At 61.9% G+C, this 13,307-nt stretch carries 13 protein-coding genes; 8 read left to right on the top strand and 5 right to left on the bottom strand.

Going from position 1 to position 13,307, the window contains the following annotated elements:
• Nucleotides 1–213 precede the first annotated feature (213 nt).
• Nucleotides 214–1,257, bottom strand: coding sequence for an IS110 family transposase (locus LPB260_RS14935; protein WP_208709958.1), 1,044 nt, complete (start codon nucleotides 1,255–1,257; stop codon nucleotides 214–216).
• Nucleotides 1,258–1,422: 165 nt separating this feature from the next.
• Here LPB260_RS14935 and LPB260_RS14930 point away from each other — a divergent pair, with 165 nt between their 5' ends.
• The 6 genes from LPB260_RS14930 (at nucleotide 1,423) to LPB260_RS14905 (ending at nucleotide 5,114) form a co-directional block, all read left to right on the top strand.
• A complete protein-coding gene (locus tag LPB260_RS14930) occupies nucleotides 1,423–1,800 on the top strand; it encodes a hypothetical protein (protein ID WP_208709956.1) in 378 nt (125 codons plus the stop codon).
• Nucleotides 1,801–1,982: 182 nt separating this feature from the next.
• Nucleotides 1,983–2,720: a hypothetical protein gene (locus LPB260_RS14925; protein ID WP_208709954.1), complete on the top strand. Its 738-nt coding sequence runs from the start codon at nucleotides 1,983–1,985 to the stop codon at nucleotides 2,718–2,720.
• A 303-nt stretch (nucleotides 2,721–3,023) separates the two neighbouring features.
• Nucleotides 3,024–3,521: an RDD family protein gene (locus tag LPB260_RS14920; RefSeq protein WP_208709952.1), complete on the top strand. Its 498-nt coding sequence runs from the start codon at nucleotides 3,024–3,026 to the stop codon at nucleotides 3,519–3,521.
• Between the two features lie 107 nt (nucleotides 3,522–3,628).
• The gene (locus LPB260_RS14915; RefSeq protein WP_208709950.1) at nucleotides 3,629–4,042 is read left to right on the top strand and encodes a hypothetical protein; all 414 of its coding nucleotides are present in this window, start codon (nucleotides 3,629–3,631) and stop codon (nucleotides 4,040–4,042) included.
• A 49-nt stretch (nucleotides 4,043–4,091) separates the two neighbouring features.
• Nucleotides 4,092–4,427, top strand: a complete 336-nt coding sequence (locus tag LPB260_RS14910) for a DUF2834 domain-containing protein (RefSeq protein ID WP_208709948.1) — start codon at nucleotides 4,092–4,094, stop codon at nucleotides 4,425–4,427.
• Between the two features lie 60 nt (nucleotides 4,428–4,487).
• Complete coding sequence (locus tag LPB260_RS14905) at nucleotides 4,488–5,114, top strand: class I SAM-dependent methyltransferase (RefSeq protein WP_208709946.1); 627 nt, start codon at nucleotides 4,488–4,490, stop codon at nucleotides 5,112–5,114.
• 137 nt (nucleotides 5,115–5,251) lie between these two features.
• Here the strand turns inward: LPB260_RS14905 and LPB260_RS14900 are convergent, their stop codons facing one another.
• Nucleotides 5,252–5,677, bottom strand: coding sequence for a group II truncated hemoglobin (locus LPB260_RS14900; protein WP_208709944.1), 426 nt, complete (start codon nucleotides 5,675–5,677; stop codon nucleotides 5,252–5,254).
• A gap of 139 nt (nucleotides 5,678–5,816) precedes the next feature.
• On the opposite strand from LPB260_RS14900, the gene LPB260_RS14895 reads away from it, so the two are divergent.
• Together LPB260_RS14895 and LPB260_RS14890 are read left to right on the top strand one after the other, a co-directional pair.
• The gene (locus LPB260_RS14895; RefSeq protein WP_208709942.1) at nucleotides 5,817–7,457 is read left to right on the top strand and encodes a VRR-NUC domain-containing protein; all 1,641 of its coding nucleotides are present in this window, start codon (nucleotides 5,817–5,819) and stop codon (nucleotides 7,455–7,457) included.
• Complete coding sequence (locus tag LPB260_RS14890) at nucleotides 7,454–9,721, top strand: ATP-dependent DNA helicase (RefSeq protein ID WP_208709940.1); 2,268 nt, start codon at nucleotides 7,454–7,456, stop codon at nucleotides 9,719–9,721. Before LPB260_RS14895 ends, LPB260_RS14890 begins: the two co-directional genes overlap by 4 nt.
• 53 nt (nucleotides 9,722–9,774) lie before the next feature.
• Here the strand turns inward: LPB260_RS14890 and LPB260_RS14885 are convergent, their stop codons facing one another.
• The 3 genes from LPB260_RS14885 to LPB260_RS14875 form a co-directional block, all read right to left on the bottom strand.
• Nucleotides 9,775–10,569, bottom strand: coding sequence for an enoyl-CoA hydratase/isomerase family protein (locus LPB260_RS14885; RefSeq protein ID WP_208709938.1), 795 nt, complete (start codon nucleotides 10,567–10,569; stop codon nucleotides 9,775–9,777).
• A 130-nt stretch (nucleotides 10,570–10,699) separates the two neighbouring features.
• Nucleotides 10,700–12,337, bottom strand: a complete 1,638-nt coding sequence (locus LPB260_RS14880; protein ID WP_208709936.1) for a BCCT family transporter — start codon at nucleotides 12,335–12,337, stop codon at nucleotides 10,700–10,702.
• A gap of 147 nt (nucleotides 12,338–12,484) precedes the next feature.
• On the bottom strand, nucleotides 12,485–13,267 hold the full coding sequence (locus LPB260_RS14875) for an enoyl-CoA hydratase-related protein (protein WP_208709934.1): 783 nt from the start codon (nucleotides 13,265–13,267) through the stop codon (nucleotides 12,485–12,487).
• Nucleotides 13,268–13,307 lie beyond the last annotated feature (40 nt).

Raw genomic sequence — 13,307 nt, 5'->3', positions numbered from 1 at the left:
GTCAGTGCGGTTGCATTCGTATATCCGGCCTGTCATGGGCAGCATCGCCCTGGCCACTCTGTAGTTCGCACAGCGGGGGCCCAGCGTTCAATCGATCACGTGGATCATGATTGTTATCGGCCTTGTTCCGCTGCAGGACTCGCCTGTTCCGACAGTCTCGCGTCTCACCACAACCACCCGAAACCCTTCATTCCCTCCTGATTACCCCCGCCGTCAGGCGGGCCTTACGCTCTGCCAGTCGCCACTGAAACGTCGTTCGTGGCACCACACCGCCCAGCAGATCCGTACCAGTTTGTTGGCCAAGGCCACCGCCGCCTTGTTGTGGCCGATGCGCGCCGCCGTTTGCGTGGCCCAGCGCTGCAGCGCGGTCATTCGCTCGGGCGTATTGGCCTGGCAGCGCTGGGCCGCCAACAAGGCGGCGCGGGAGCCGTGGACCAGCAAGGTACGCACATAGACGTTGCCCTGGCAGCTGATATGGCCCAGCTTGCGCCGGTTGCCGCTGCTGAACTCGCGTGGGGTCAGGCCCAGCCAGGCACTGAGTTGGCGGCCGCTGGCGAAGCGCTGCGGATTGCCGACCGCGGTCTTCAGCGCGCTGGCGGTGAGCAGGCCGATGCCGCTGACCTCGTCCAGCCTGCGCACGATTTCATCCTCGGCATGCCATTGCTGAAGCTGCCGCTCGCAGTCCGCCATGCACTGCTGATAGAGATTGATCTCGCCCAGAACGATCTGCAGCAGGCCGCGCAGGCGCTCCAGCTCCGGGCGCTCGATCAGTTCGTTGGCCCGGCGCAGGAAGGCCGCGGCGCTGGCTGGCGCCTCGATACCCGCTTCGCGCAGGATGCCACGCAGCAGGTTGATGCGCTGGGTGCGGCTCTTCTTCCAGGTCTCGCGCAGGCCGTGCAACTGCTGCAGTTGCTGCTGCTCGTGGCTCTTCACCGGCACCGGATGCAGGCCGGCACAGCGCGCCGCTTCGAGCATCGCCTCACAGTCGTTGCGGTCGGTCTTGTTACGCCGCCGGTACGATCGCACATAGCGTGGATGCAGCAGCATCACCCGGTGCCCACGGGCCTGCATCAACCGCCCCCAGTAGTGCGCCGTGCCACAGGCCTCCATCAGCCACTCGACCGCCTCGGCCTGCTCCTGTATATATCGCCCGAACGCCTCACGACTCAGCCGCCTGCGCTGACTCACCACGCCGGCACGGACACTCTCGGCAACTTGGTAAACGGACTTGGCCAGATCAACTGCTATGCGTTTCATCAGCTTTCTCCCAGCGAACAGTCAACACCACTCTGTCTATAGAAGGGTGGCGCGGGGAGCGTCCATTACAGCATTCAAAACGTTCGCTTCGCTCACTGGGACGGGCTAAAGCCCGCCCCTTAACCAAACGTTAGGCATCACGTATAAACCCCAGAGAAGATAACCATGGCCAAAAAAGTAAGCACCGAAAAAGAGCTCGGCGAAGCACTTAAAAACAAAGAAAGCACAATTGAGATAACAGGCGACCTCGCCAAGAAAACCGTCAAACTAAGGGCTACAGGAGCAGTAGCATGGGCTATTGCTTTTGCTGCAATCGGCATTGCCACATATGCTGCTATTGCCGCCATACCGACAGGCGGTAGTAGTGCCGCGATATCTGCCTTTGCGGCCCCCGCTGCTGTAGCAATTCTCGGAGGTGCAGCAACATATACGGCAATCGCAATCGCAGTTGCTGCTGGCGGAGTCGGCGCCCTTACAACATTAAGGAGCTACAAAGAAGTGTCTAGAACGCCTAATAGCGTAATCCTAACGCGAAGAGCCTAACAATGCGTCAAGGCACATAAAAGCAATATCATGAATAACCTCGTCGCCTCATTAATCTTCGTCCGCCTTGAGCCCACGCCTAACTGGCGGTTCAAGTCGTTCGCTTCGCTCACTGGGACGTCCGCAAGCTACGCTCGCGGCCGCCCCTTAACCTAGCGTTAGGCAAGAGCCATGGAATCTCGATGAATCGGTTTATTTCATTAGCAATCAAAATATTAGAAATATTAAGACCTACGTTTTATAACAGACTCACCTGGATTGTCGTCATAGCAGGATTATCTTTAATGACGACGCCTATATGGACTTTGCTTCTTAGCAAATTTCTTGAAAAGAATTTTGAATTTTCCATCACGGGTGAATCAGATCTGGCTTGGGGCTTCTCACTTTGTGTGTCCGGCCTTCTATATCATTTAGCCATAACAGGCATACACGAATTTTTGCTTGCACAAAACACCAAAGAAAATAACCAGAAAATCCAAAAGCATGACAGCGAATTATTCATGACGCTGGCTGATTCATTGCCGGAAGAATACCTGAATAGATTAATTGGTTACATCGAAACTGAGGATGCCATCAGATGGGATGAGCATCGAAAGATTGAATCCTTTATATTGCTTGCGAATGAGGCCGGGCATTCCTTCATAACGCCAGAACTAAAAATAAGCACTGAAAAACTCACATCCGCACTTAGTGAATTCATTAGATTTATTAGCAGGAACTTTGACGAGTACCCTTATGGGCAGGGAGTGACAAATTTCAAGATGTGCTTGGCGCCACAGTTAAACTGTGACCGCGCAGGGAGTTGGGAAGATGGGCCGAAATATGAAGCATTGGTTAGAGAGATGATGTCTTTCACTCAAGGTATCAGCGCTTCTTATAAAGAATGGCGAACCACAGTCAAAGATGCTCTATATATTTAACGGAGAGCCTAACAACTGTATATGGACGCTCCCCACAAGTAGATGAGGAATCGCTTTTCAAGCCTGTCGTCAGCGCGGTTGCATTCGTATATCCGGCCTGTTGTGGGCAGTAGTGCCCTGGCCACTCTGTAGTTCGCACGGCGGGGCCCAGCGTTCAATCGAACATGCAGAAATAATTTTTTGCGGCCTTGCTCCGCAGCAGGACACGCCCACTGCGACAGGCCCGCTTCTAACCGCAATCACCAGAAAAACATCAAGCTTTGCTAATCCCGAACCCGAGTTGCATACACAAGGAGAGCGCTCATGAGCGATAACATCTATGCACCGCCACAGTCGGTACTGGTCGAGACCGTAGACAAAAACGATATAACAGCCTCCAGATGGAAAAGGCTGGGCGCCTCACTGATAGACACCCTGACGATAATGATCGTAACTCTGCCCGCCATGTACTTTACCGGAGGGTTCGACAGAATATCGGAAGGTGTCAGCCCTTCCACTACCTATAGCCTGGTGATGGCCGCGCTAGGCCTGATCATTTTCTTCGCCCTCAACACCAGGCTGCTGATCAAGTCCGGGCAGACCCTTGGCAAAAAGGTCGTGGGGATAAAGATCGTCGACCTGGACGGCGATATACCGACTTTCAAGAAGCACCTGGCAAAACGCTATGCCGTGTTCTTCCTCCCGGGCCAGATTCCCGTGGCCGGGCAGTTCATTTCAATCGTCAATATCCTGTTCATATTCGGCAAGCAAAAGCGCTGCGCCCACGACTACATTGCCGGCACCAAGGTCATTGAATGCTGATTAGGCGTCAGAATTATTGAGCGAGCGTCATGGAGCCAGCCACGTAAGCCACATGACGACGGCGCCAGCGCCGATCAGCTGGCGCTACACAAAAAGTGAGAATAACGATGACGCCCAAACTACTTGTAACGATCGGAATATGTTTCTACGCAGTGGTCGTGCCGTTCTTTGAAATCAATCAATCCCATGTTTTCAATCCCGCCTGGGAGCCTCACGCGCGCCTCCATGAGGTCTGGCAACTCGCTACCAATACGGCGATTGGCGTCTTTAGTCTCTGGTTAACCTGGTCCAAGGACAATATCCGCCTGGCCAGCCTGATGACAGTTCTGGTCACCGGCGGCTTTCTGCTGGCTTATAGCCAGCGTGACTACTACGGTGGCTCCATGGTCCTTTCCGATGGCAGCGAGAAGATGATATTCGGCGTTAATCTCGGGCTATTTGCTTACTCACTCGCCATTGCCCTCGCCATTACAGCCGTTGCCATTCAACGGCGCACGCGCCTAACGTACAGCGCCGGCTGATGCGCCAAGCCGCTTGCTTGGCGCTGAAATTTCTACCAAGGACGGTCCTATGAAGAAGATTGTGTTGCCGCTAGTTACCCTGATCGCTTTCTCCGCCTACACCCTGTACACCATGAGCATCGCCGAGCAGTCTCTGCTGCAATTCGGCCTTCAGCTCATCTCCCGCCCCGACACAGCACAGGTTGTCATCGACCTTTATATCCTGGCCGCGCTGGCCTGCGTCTGGATGTACCGCGACGCCATGGCCAGGGGCAAGTCTGTCGCCCAGGTGCTGCCGTACCTGGCCCTCACCGTTATCTTTGTTTCTATCGGCCCGCTGCTCTATCTGGTGGTACGCGGCCTATCGAAAGACACTGTGGCGATTAAGGCGCAGCACGTCGCCTAAACGTGCTCACGCCCCCGGTTATAGCGTGACGGCCGGCATATGTATCAGGAGGAGAACGAAGTGAATCACTCGGCGAAATTCTGGGACAGGATCGCGGCACGTTATTCGAAACAGCCCGTGGCCGATGAGGCGACCTACCAGCGTAAGCTGGCGCTGACCCGAGAGTATCTGCGGCCCGACATGCTGGTGTTGGAGTTCGGCTGCGGAACCGGATCGACAGCCCTCAGCCATGCCCCCTATGTGAAGCATATTCACGCAATCGACCTGTCGCCGAAGATGATCGCAATCGCTCGGGACAAGGCTGCCAGCGCCAAGGTTGAAAACCTTACCTTCAGCCAGGCCAGCCTCGAGGAACTCGCGGTGCCCGCGCAGAGCCTGGACGCGGTGCTTGGACTCAATATCCTGCACCTGCTGGGCGACTGGGACGAGGCCATCGGCCGGGTCGAGCAAATGCTCAAGCCGGGCGGCGTCTTCATCAGCAGCACCATGTGTCTCGGTGATTCGCTGAAGTTGAAAGCCATGAGGTGCCTCGTATCGATGGGCGCATGGCTGGGCCTGCTGCCGTCACTTAGCGCCTTCAGCCAGCAGCAGCTGCTCGATAGCTTGACCCGCGCCGGCTTTTCGATCGAACGGCACTGGCAGCCGGGAAGGGATAGGGCCGTGTTTATCGTCGCGAGGAAGGCCTGATCGCCACGCGCCTACCGAGCGAACGCCCAGGCAATCAAGGGCGTGAACAGCGACGCCGCTGGCCTCGGCACCTCATGAACCGACTGCTCGGCCGGGGCGCCGGATCAAGACCGCGCAGCGCCCCCAAGGTGCATCGACTACTGCGGGCTGTGGCGATTGCGACTGGCCTGGACGATGCGTTGCGCCGGCACCCGCAGCTGGGTCAGCAAGTACTCGGCGAAGGCCGGGGAATATGGCTGCCGGGCGATGGCCTGCTCCATGCAGCCGAGCCAGGCCTCGGCGTGGGCCTCATCGATCGGCCACTGGGCATGGAAGGCGGGAATCGCAATGGCGCCGTACTTCTCCTGGAACAGGCGCGGGCCGCCGAGCCAGCCGCTTAAGAAACAGGCCAGCTTGTCGCGCGCCTGCTCCAGGCTTGCCGGGTGCATGCGGCGAATGTCGGCCGCCGCGCTGGACTCGTCCATGATCCGGTAGAAGTCGTCGACCAGGCGCCGCAGCCCGTCGATCCCGCCGGCCGCCTGGTATGAAGCATCCTCTACGCCAAATTGCGCCGTACTGGCCACGAGTCACCCCCTGTGCAAAAGGCGCATTGTACGGTCAGTCGGGCAACACGCGGAACGCTGGACGGATGGACCGCCCGGGCGGTTGTGTCGAGCCAGCGGCACACGCAGAATGCTGGACAGAAATCCAGCCAAGCCCGCCATGCCAACCGCCCTCTCCGCCGACTTCTATTACCTGAGCAACTTCCGGTCCGCCCTCGCCTGGATCGACGAACGCTATCGGGACCTGCTGAGCGACGCGGAGCAGGCGTTTATCCAGCACTTTGCCGGACTGGACCTGGCCGCCCAGGCCCTGCTGGTACGCCTGGTGATGCGCAAGGGCCCGCACTTTCGCGCGAGCAAGCTGAGCTATGTCGAAATCGGCGACATCCAGGCCCCGGCGGCGCAACTGCTGGCCCTCGGCTGGCTGACCGACAGCGCACTGCTCACGACCGAGGAGGTCGTCGCCCTGCTGCGCAAGGACGAGCTGCTCACCCACCTGCCGCTGGCCGACCGCCGTACCTCGCTGAAGAAGAGTGAACTGCTCGAACAGCTGCTCGAGGCGGAGCACGAGCCGCAACCTTTCGCCCACTGGTGCCCTGGGTTGGCGGACAGCCTGTACAGCCTGACCATCGGCGAGCTGTGCAACCGCCTGCGCCTGCTGTTTTTCGGCAACCTCAGCCAGGACTGGTCCGAGTTCGTGCTGGCCGAGCTGGGCGTACTGCGCTACGAGCCCGTGGCCATCACCGCGGATTCGCGGGCCTTCCGCAGTCGCCAGGACCTGGAGGACTACCTGCTGCTGCGTGAGCTGCGCCTGCGCTTCGAATCCGGCGAGGCCATCGATGACATGCTGGCCACCCTGTCGTCCTTCGCCTCGGCCAATCCCTACCTGCAGTCGCGCCACGCCAAGTTGCTGTTCCAGTTCGCCCAGCACCTGGAAAGACAGGCCGAGTTCGAGCAGGCCCTGGCCCTCTATCGGCGCTCGGACTACGGCGATGCCCGCTGGCGGCGAATCCGCGTGCTGGAGAAGCTCGAGCGCCACGCAGAGGCCCATGCCCTGGCCCTGCAGGTCGACGCCGCGCCGCGCCATGATCAGGAAAGCCAGCAGGTGCAACGCGCCTTGCCACGCCTGCAACGCAAGCTGGGCCTGCCGGCGGCCAAGCGCCGGGCCGCAGTAGCGGAGGCGCGCATCGAGCTGACCCTGGCCCAGCCCGAGGTCGGCGGCGTCGAGTACGCGGTGCGCGAGCACCTGCATCGCGATCACGCCCCGGTGCACTACGTGGAGAACACGCTGATCTGCAGCCTGTTCGGCCTGCTGTGCTGGGAGGCGGTGTTCGCGCCACTGCCGGGGGCCTTCTTCCATCCGTTCCAGAGCGGCCCGGCGGACCTGCTCAGCGCCGACTTTCAGCCGCGGCGCGAGGCGTTGTTCGCCACCTGCCTGGCGCGCCTGGATTCGCACGCTTACCAGGCGCACATCCGCACCCTGTACCGCGACAAGTTCGGCACCCAGTCGCCATTCGTGTTCTGGGGCATGCTCGGCGAGGAACTGCTGGAACAGGCCCTGGCCTGCATTCCGGCGGCGCACCTGAAAGCCTGCTGCCAGCGCCTGCTGCGCGACCTCAAGGCCAACCGCGCCGGCATGCCCGACCTGATCCAGTTCTACCCGGGCGAACAGCGCTATCGGATGATCGAGGTGAAAGGCCCCGGCGATCGCCTGCAGGACAACCAGAAGCGCTGGCTCGAGTTCTGCGCCGAGCAGGGCATGCCGGTCGAGGTCTGCTACGTGCAGTGGGCACAGCCATGAGCTACGCCGTGGCGGTACGCGCCCTCTGCGAGTTCACCGCCAAGGAGGGCGACCTGGACCTGCGCTTCACCCCCTCGCCCTCGGCGCAGGAGGGCATCGCCGGACACCAGACCGTGGTCAGCCGCCGCGGCCCGGACTATATCGCCGAACTGCCGCTGGCCGGCGCCTTCCCCGGCCTGCTGGTCAGCGGCCGGGCCGACGGCTACGACCCCGAAAGCAACCTGCTGGAAGAGATCAAGACCCACCGCGGCGACGTGGCGCGCATTCCGCAGAACCACCGGCTGCTGCACTGGGCCCAGGTCAAGGTCTACGGCTGGCTGCTGTGCCTGAACCACGAGCTCGCCGAAGTCGAGCTGGCGGTGGTGTATTTCAATGTCGTGACCCAGCAGGAAACGGTCCTGCGCGAACGCTTCGGCGCCGAGGACCTGCAGGCGTTCTTCAACCTGCAGTGCAGCCGCTTCATCGCCTGGGCCGAGCAGGAGGGCCTGCACCGCAGCGCCCGCGACCACAGCCTGGAGCGCCTGCGCTTTCCCTACCCCGCGTTCCGGCATGGCCAGCGCCAGCTGGCCGAGAACGTCTACCGCTCGGCCCGGGACGGTCACACCCTGCTGGCCCAGGCCACCACCGGCATCGGCAAGACGCTCGGCACCCTGTTTCCCCAGCTCAAGGCCTTTCCCGCGCAGAAGCTCGACCGCCTGTTCTTCCTGACCGCCAAGACCCCGGGCCGGCGCCTGGCCCTGGACGCCCTGGCCAGCTTGCGCAGGCAGGAGGAGCAGATGCCGCTGCGGGTGCTCGAGCATGTCGCTCGCGACAAGGCCTGCGAACACCCGGACAAGTCCTGCCATGGCGATTCCTGCCCGCTGGCCAAGGGCTTCTACGACCGCCTGGCCGCTGCCCGCCAGGCCGCCGTCGAACGCCGCTGGCTGAGCCAGCAGGACGTGCGCGCAGTGGCCCTGGCCCATCACATCTGCCCCTACTACCTGAGCCAGGAGCTGTGCCACTGGGCCGACGTGGTGGTCTGCGACTACAACTACTACTTCGACATCAGCGCCCTGCTCTACGGCCTGACCCTGCAGTACGACTGGCGCGTCACCCTGCTGGTCGACGAGGCCCACAACCTGGTCGAACGCGGCCGCGGCATGTACACCGCCGAGCTGATCCAGGACGACTTCCACGCCCTGTGCACGGCGGCGCCGGCCCGGTTGAAGGGCGCCCTGGAGCGGGTCGCCCGGCACTGGCATCAGCTGCATCAGGACCAGGCGCTGCCCTACCAGATCTACCCCGCCCTGCCCGACCTGTTCGTCGCGGCGCTGAACAAGGCGGTGGGCGCGATCAAGGACCACCTGACCGATCAGCCCAACAACAACGAACGCTCGCTGCTGCAGTTCTACATGGACGCCTCGCTGTTCTGCCGGCTGGCCGAAGCCTACGGCCCCCACTCGCTGTTCGACATCACCCGCAACGATGCCCAGGGCACCTTCCCCAGCGCCGACCTGTGCCTGCGCAACGTGGTGCCGGCGGTGTTCCTCGCCGAGCGCTTCGACACCGCCCACAGCACCACCCTGTTCTCCGCCACTTTGCAGCCGGCCGACTACTACCGCGACCTGCTCGGCCTGCCCGAAGAGACCCAGTGGCTGAACGTGGCCTCGCCCTTTTCCGCCGAGCAGCTGGACGTGCGCATCGTGCGCAACCTGTCGACCCGCTACCCGCACCGCGAATCCAGCCTCGCCCCCATCTGCCGCATCATGGCCGAGCAGTACCGCGCCAAGCCCGGCAACTACCTGGCCTTCTTCAGCAGCTATGCCTACCTGCAGCAGGTGCTGGACCTGTTCAGGACCCTGCATCCCGAGGTGCCGACCCTCCACCAGTCGCGCAGCATGAACGAACTCAACCGCCAGGCCTTCCTCGACCGTTTTACCGAGCACTCCCACGGGATTGGCTTCGCCGTGCTGGGCGGCGCCTTCGGCGAGGGCATCGACCTGCCGGGCAAGCGCCTGATCGGCGCCTTCATCGCCACCCTGGGCCTGCCGCAGGTCAACGAGATCAACGAGGAAATCAAGGCGCGCATGGAGCAGATGTTCGGCAACGGCTACGACTACGCCTACCTCTACCCGGGGCTGCAGAAGGTGGTGCAGGCCGCCGGCCGGGTGATTCGCACCACCGAGGACGAGGGCGTGGTCTACCTGCTGGACGACCGCTTCGCCCAGGCGCAGACCCGACGACTGCTGCCGGACTGGTGGCAGCTGACGAGCTTCCGGTTCTAGTCGCGCTGCGGCACAGGCACTCAGGGCACGCCGCTCAAGATCTCCGACCGGCTCTAACCGCCGAAAACCGGCGTGCGCTTCTCCAGAAAGGCCCGCACCCCCTCTTCAAACGCGGCGGTCGTCGCGCAAGCGACGAAGGATTGCAGTTCCCGGTCGAGATGCTCGGCCAGCCGGGCCAGGCTCTCGCCCTTGACCAGGCGCTTGAGTTGGCGAGTGGCGGCTGAAGGCCCGGCCATCAAGCGTGTCGCCAGCTGCGTAGCGCTGCTCTCGAGCGTTCCCGGTTGCGCCACCAGGCTGACCAGCCCCCACTGCTGGGCCTGCGCCGCTTCGATGGGACGATTGAACAGCAGCACATCCAGCGCCCGCTTCTCGCCAATCAGCTCCGGCAGGAGCTGGGTCAATCCGCCATCCGGCGTGGTACCCAACGCCATATACGCCGGGATGAACCTGCAGCCTTGCTCGACGACTATCACATCCGCCCGGCAGGCGAGACTCATGCCGACCCCGGCGGCGCCGCCCTGCACGGCGGCGATGACCGGTACCGGAATCTGCGCCAACGCCAGCATGGCCCGATGGGCCAGGCCGATGTATCGCGCCAGCGGCTCGCGCCGGGCCTCGGGCGACAGCTCGAGCAGCTGGCGGAAGAATGCCACATCGCCACCGGCGCAGAACACCGGCCCGGCACCTCGCAGAATCACCGCGCGCAGGCTCGGCGACTCGGCACACCTGACAAAGGCCTCCAGAAGTTGCTGCAAGGCCCGTTCAGACAGGGCATTGCGCGCCTCGGGGCGGTTGAGGGTGATCCAGGCAAGGTCCTGGTGCTGCTCAAAAATAATCTCTTGACCCATTGCCTCGTCCACCGTGTTTCTCCTTCACAGGGTTCGCCCCTGCCTTATTATCAAAACCAGCACACTTTACGGCCGCCACTACGGCAACGACCGGCTAATTAGCCGGTCGTTCTATAGCCAAGGTGCTTGATCAGACTTGCGCCACCGGAGTGCTTGCGAGCTCAGAGGCAGACGCACCGGCGGTCGTGGAGGAAGGGGCTGCTGCGGACACTGGCTGGGATGCCCGTTGCAACTGCGGCTGATCCTCCTCGAGCCAGCGCATCAGCGACAGAACCGCCATCGCCATCAAGAACACCAACGGCAGTCCGACCAAAATGCTGGCGGTTTTCACCGTTTCCAAGCCGCCGAGGTTCATCACCACCAGGCTAGTAGCGCCCAGCATCAGCGCCCAAAACAGGCGATTGTAGACAACCGGTTCCTGACCATCTTGCAGATTCTTGGAGGCGATGGTCGACATCACATAGGCCGACGAATCCACGGTGGTACCGGTGTAGATGAAGCCCACGAAAATAAACAGCGGAAGCAGCAACCACTCCAACGGCATCTGCATCATTACGCCGAGAATAGCGGCGGACGGGCTCTCGTTCTTGATGGTCTCCATAACCGGGAACAGCCCGTTCATCTCGGCATGCATCATGTTGTTGCCGAACAGCATGAAGAACAGCATGCAGCCGGCGCTACCAGCCAGGGTGACGGTCAGGCCGATCTCGCGAAAGGTGCGCCCTTTCGAGACACGGGCAATGAAGATGCCCATGTACGGTCCGTAAGCCACCCACCACGCCCAGTAGAAGATGGTCCACCACTGCGGGAACATGCTCTTGCCGATCGGGTCCGTGTAGAACGTCATGCGCGCGAACTCCGAGAGCATCAGACCGAAGCTGTCGGTGAACTGGTTCAACATGTAGAAGGTCGGGCCGCCGACAAAGATGAGGAAGCACAGCACCAGCAAGGCAACCAGGTTGATATCGCTCAGGACCTTGATGCCCTTCTTCAGCCCCAACACCACCGAGGTGATGAAGATCGCGGTCCAGACGCAAACCACCGCGACATCGACGCCGAAGGTGTGTTCGATGCCGAACATGCGGCTGACCGCCTCGGCCAGCATCGGCGTACCGGAGGCCAGGGTCGTGGCGGTGGCGCCGAGCAGGCCGAAGATCAGCATGATGTCGATGATCTTGCCCATCAGCCCGTTGGCATTCTTTTCACCGATGATGCCGGCGCAGGCGCTGCTCAGGCGCAGGCCCTTGTTGCCACGGTTGTAGTAGGCGTAACCGATCGGGAAAGCGGTCAGGCAGTAGAAGGCCCAGCCGATCGGCCCCCAGTGGAACATGCCGTACATGGCCGAGTAGTCCGCCGCAGCCTGGCTTTTCGCCTCCAGGCCGAAGGGCGGCGATTCGTAGTAGTAGCTCCACTCGATGGCGGCCCAGTAGATCAGCGAGGTGCCGATGCCCGAGCAGAAGAACATGGCGATCCAGCTCATCCGGCCGAACTCGGGGCGCGCGTCCGGGCCGCCCAGGCGCACGTCGCCGTACTTGCCGAGGGACAGCCAGGCCACCGCACCGAGGAACAGCGCGCCGGCCCAGATGTAGACGAAGCCGAGCTGATTGGTGATGAAGTCGAACATCGACTTGATGACGACCTTGGCACTGTCCTCGAAGAGGATCATGGAGATCAGCAGTATGGAAATGGTGATCAGCGATGGCCAAAAGATGCCTTTGTCCACCTCAGCCACTGAGCTGGTTACAGGTTGTTCGTTGTGAATCGTCATTATTGTTGTCCTCACGATGATTGACTTGCTCTTGCCCAGCCGAACTCAGATCTGCGCCATACAGATGTCTCCGCTAAAAACTCCCTATCGGTGCTGCGAGCGTGCGTCGAAAGGGCCCCTGTCGCCGGCGGCAAGGGCCCTGGAAAACTACTTGCCGGTCCAGTCCGGCTCGCGCTTGGCCACGAAGGCCTTGGCCCCTTCCTGGGCGTCGCTGCTGTCGAGCATCTTCATGAACGCCGGCCAGGTCCGCGAACGCAGCGCCGCGTAGCTCTCGGCAAAGGACAGCGTCTCGGTGAGGTGCACCGCTTCCTTGACCGCGGCCAGGGACAGTGGCGCGGCCTTGAGCAGCTCCGCCGCCACGGCGCGGGCGCGCGCCATCAGTTGTTCGGCCGGCACCACCTCGTTGATCAGGCCGTAGCGCGCCAGTTCGGCGGCGCTCTGGCGACGCCCGAGCATGAGAATTTCCATGGCTTTCTGCCGGGGCAGCAGCTTCGGCAGCATGAAGGTGGCGACGTCTGGCGCCACACCGATGCGCACTTCCGGCAAATAGAACTCGGCGTGCTCGGCGGCAATCACGAAGTCGGCACGCAGCAACATCTCGAAGCCGGCGCCTACCGCCAGGCCGTTGACCGCGCAGATCACCGGCTTGTACAGGTCCTTCATCTCGGGGAAGCCGGCAAAGCCGCCTTCGCCGAAATCCTCCAGGTACTCCTCGCCCTCGGCCACGGCGTTGAGGTCCCAGCCGGCGCAATAGAACTTGGCGCCGGCGCCGGTGAGGATGGCCACGCGCAGGGTCGGATCATCGCGGAAGTCGGCGAACAGCTGGCTCATCACCCGGCTCAGGGGCGCGTCCAGGGTGTTGGCCTTGGGGCGGTCGATGACGATCTCGAGAATCTGACCGTTACGGGTGACCTTGAGGAAATCGTGCATTGTTGTTCTCCAGATAATCTCGCCTCACCCGTGGGCGGGG

It is taken from the genome of Pseudomonas sp. LPB0260 (assembly GCF_013388395.1).
Note: the sequence above shows the minus strand (reverse complement) of the source record. Positions and strands in the feature narration are given on the sequence as shown.

Coding starts and splice junctions, on each gene's coding strand:
- LPB260_RS14875 (WP_208709934.1), bottom strand. CDS start 13,267: ATGCACGATTTCCTCAAGGTCACCCGTAACGGTCAGATTCTCGAGATC.
- LPB260_RS14925 (WP_208709954.1), top strand. CDS start 1,983: ATGAATCGGTTTATTTCATTAGCAATCAAAATATTAGAAATATTAAGA.
- LPB260_RS14935 (WP_208709958.1), bottom strand. CDS start 1,257: ATGAAACGCATAGCAGTTGATCTGGCCAAGTCCGTTTACCAAGTTGCC.
- LPB260_RS14930 (WP_208709956.1), top strand. CDS start 1,423: ATGGCCAAAAAAGTAAGCACCGAAAAAGAGCTCGGCGAAGCACTTAAA.
- LPB260_RS14920 (WP_208709952.1), top strand. CDS start 3,024: ATGAGCGATAACATCTATGCACCGCCACAGTCGGTACTGGTCGAGACC.
- LPB260_RS14880 (WP_208709936.1), bottom strand. CDS start 12,337: ATGACGATTCACAACGAACAACCTGTAACCAGCTCAGTGGCTGAGGTG.
- LPB260_RS14915 (WP_208709950.1), top strand. CDS start 3,629: ATGACGCCCAAACTACTTGTAACGATCGGAATATGTTTCTACGCAGTG.
- LPB260_RS14885 (WP_208709938.1), bottom strand. CDS start 10,569: ATGGGTCAAGAGATTATTTTTGAGCAGCACCAGGACCTTGCCTGGATC.
- LPB260_RS14910 (WP_208709948.1), top strand. CDS start 4,092: ATGAAGAAGATTGTGTTGCCGCTAGTTACCCTGATCGCTTTCTCCGCC.
- LPB260_RS14895 (WP_208709942.1), top strand. CDS start 5,817: ATGCCAACCGCCCTCTCCGCCGACTTCTATTACCTGAGCAACTTCCGG.
- LPB260_RS14890 (WP_208709940.1), top strand. CDS start 7,454: ATGAGCTACGCCGTGGCGGTACGCGCCCTCTGCGAGTTCACCGCCAAG.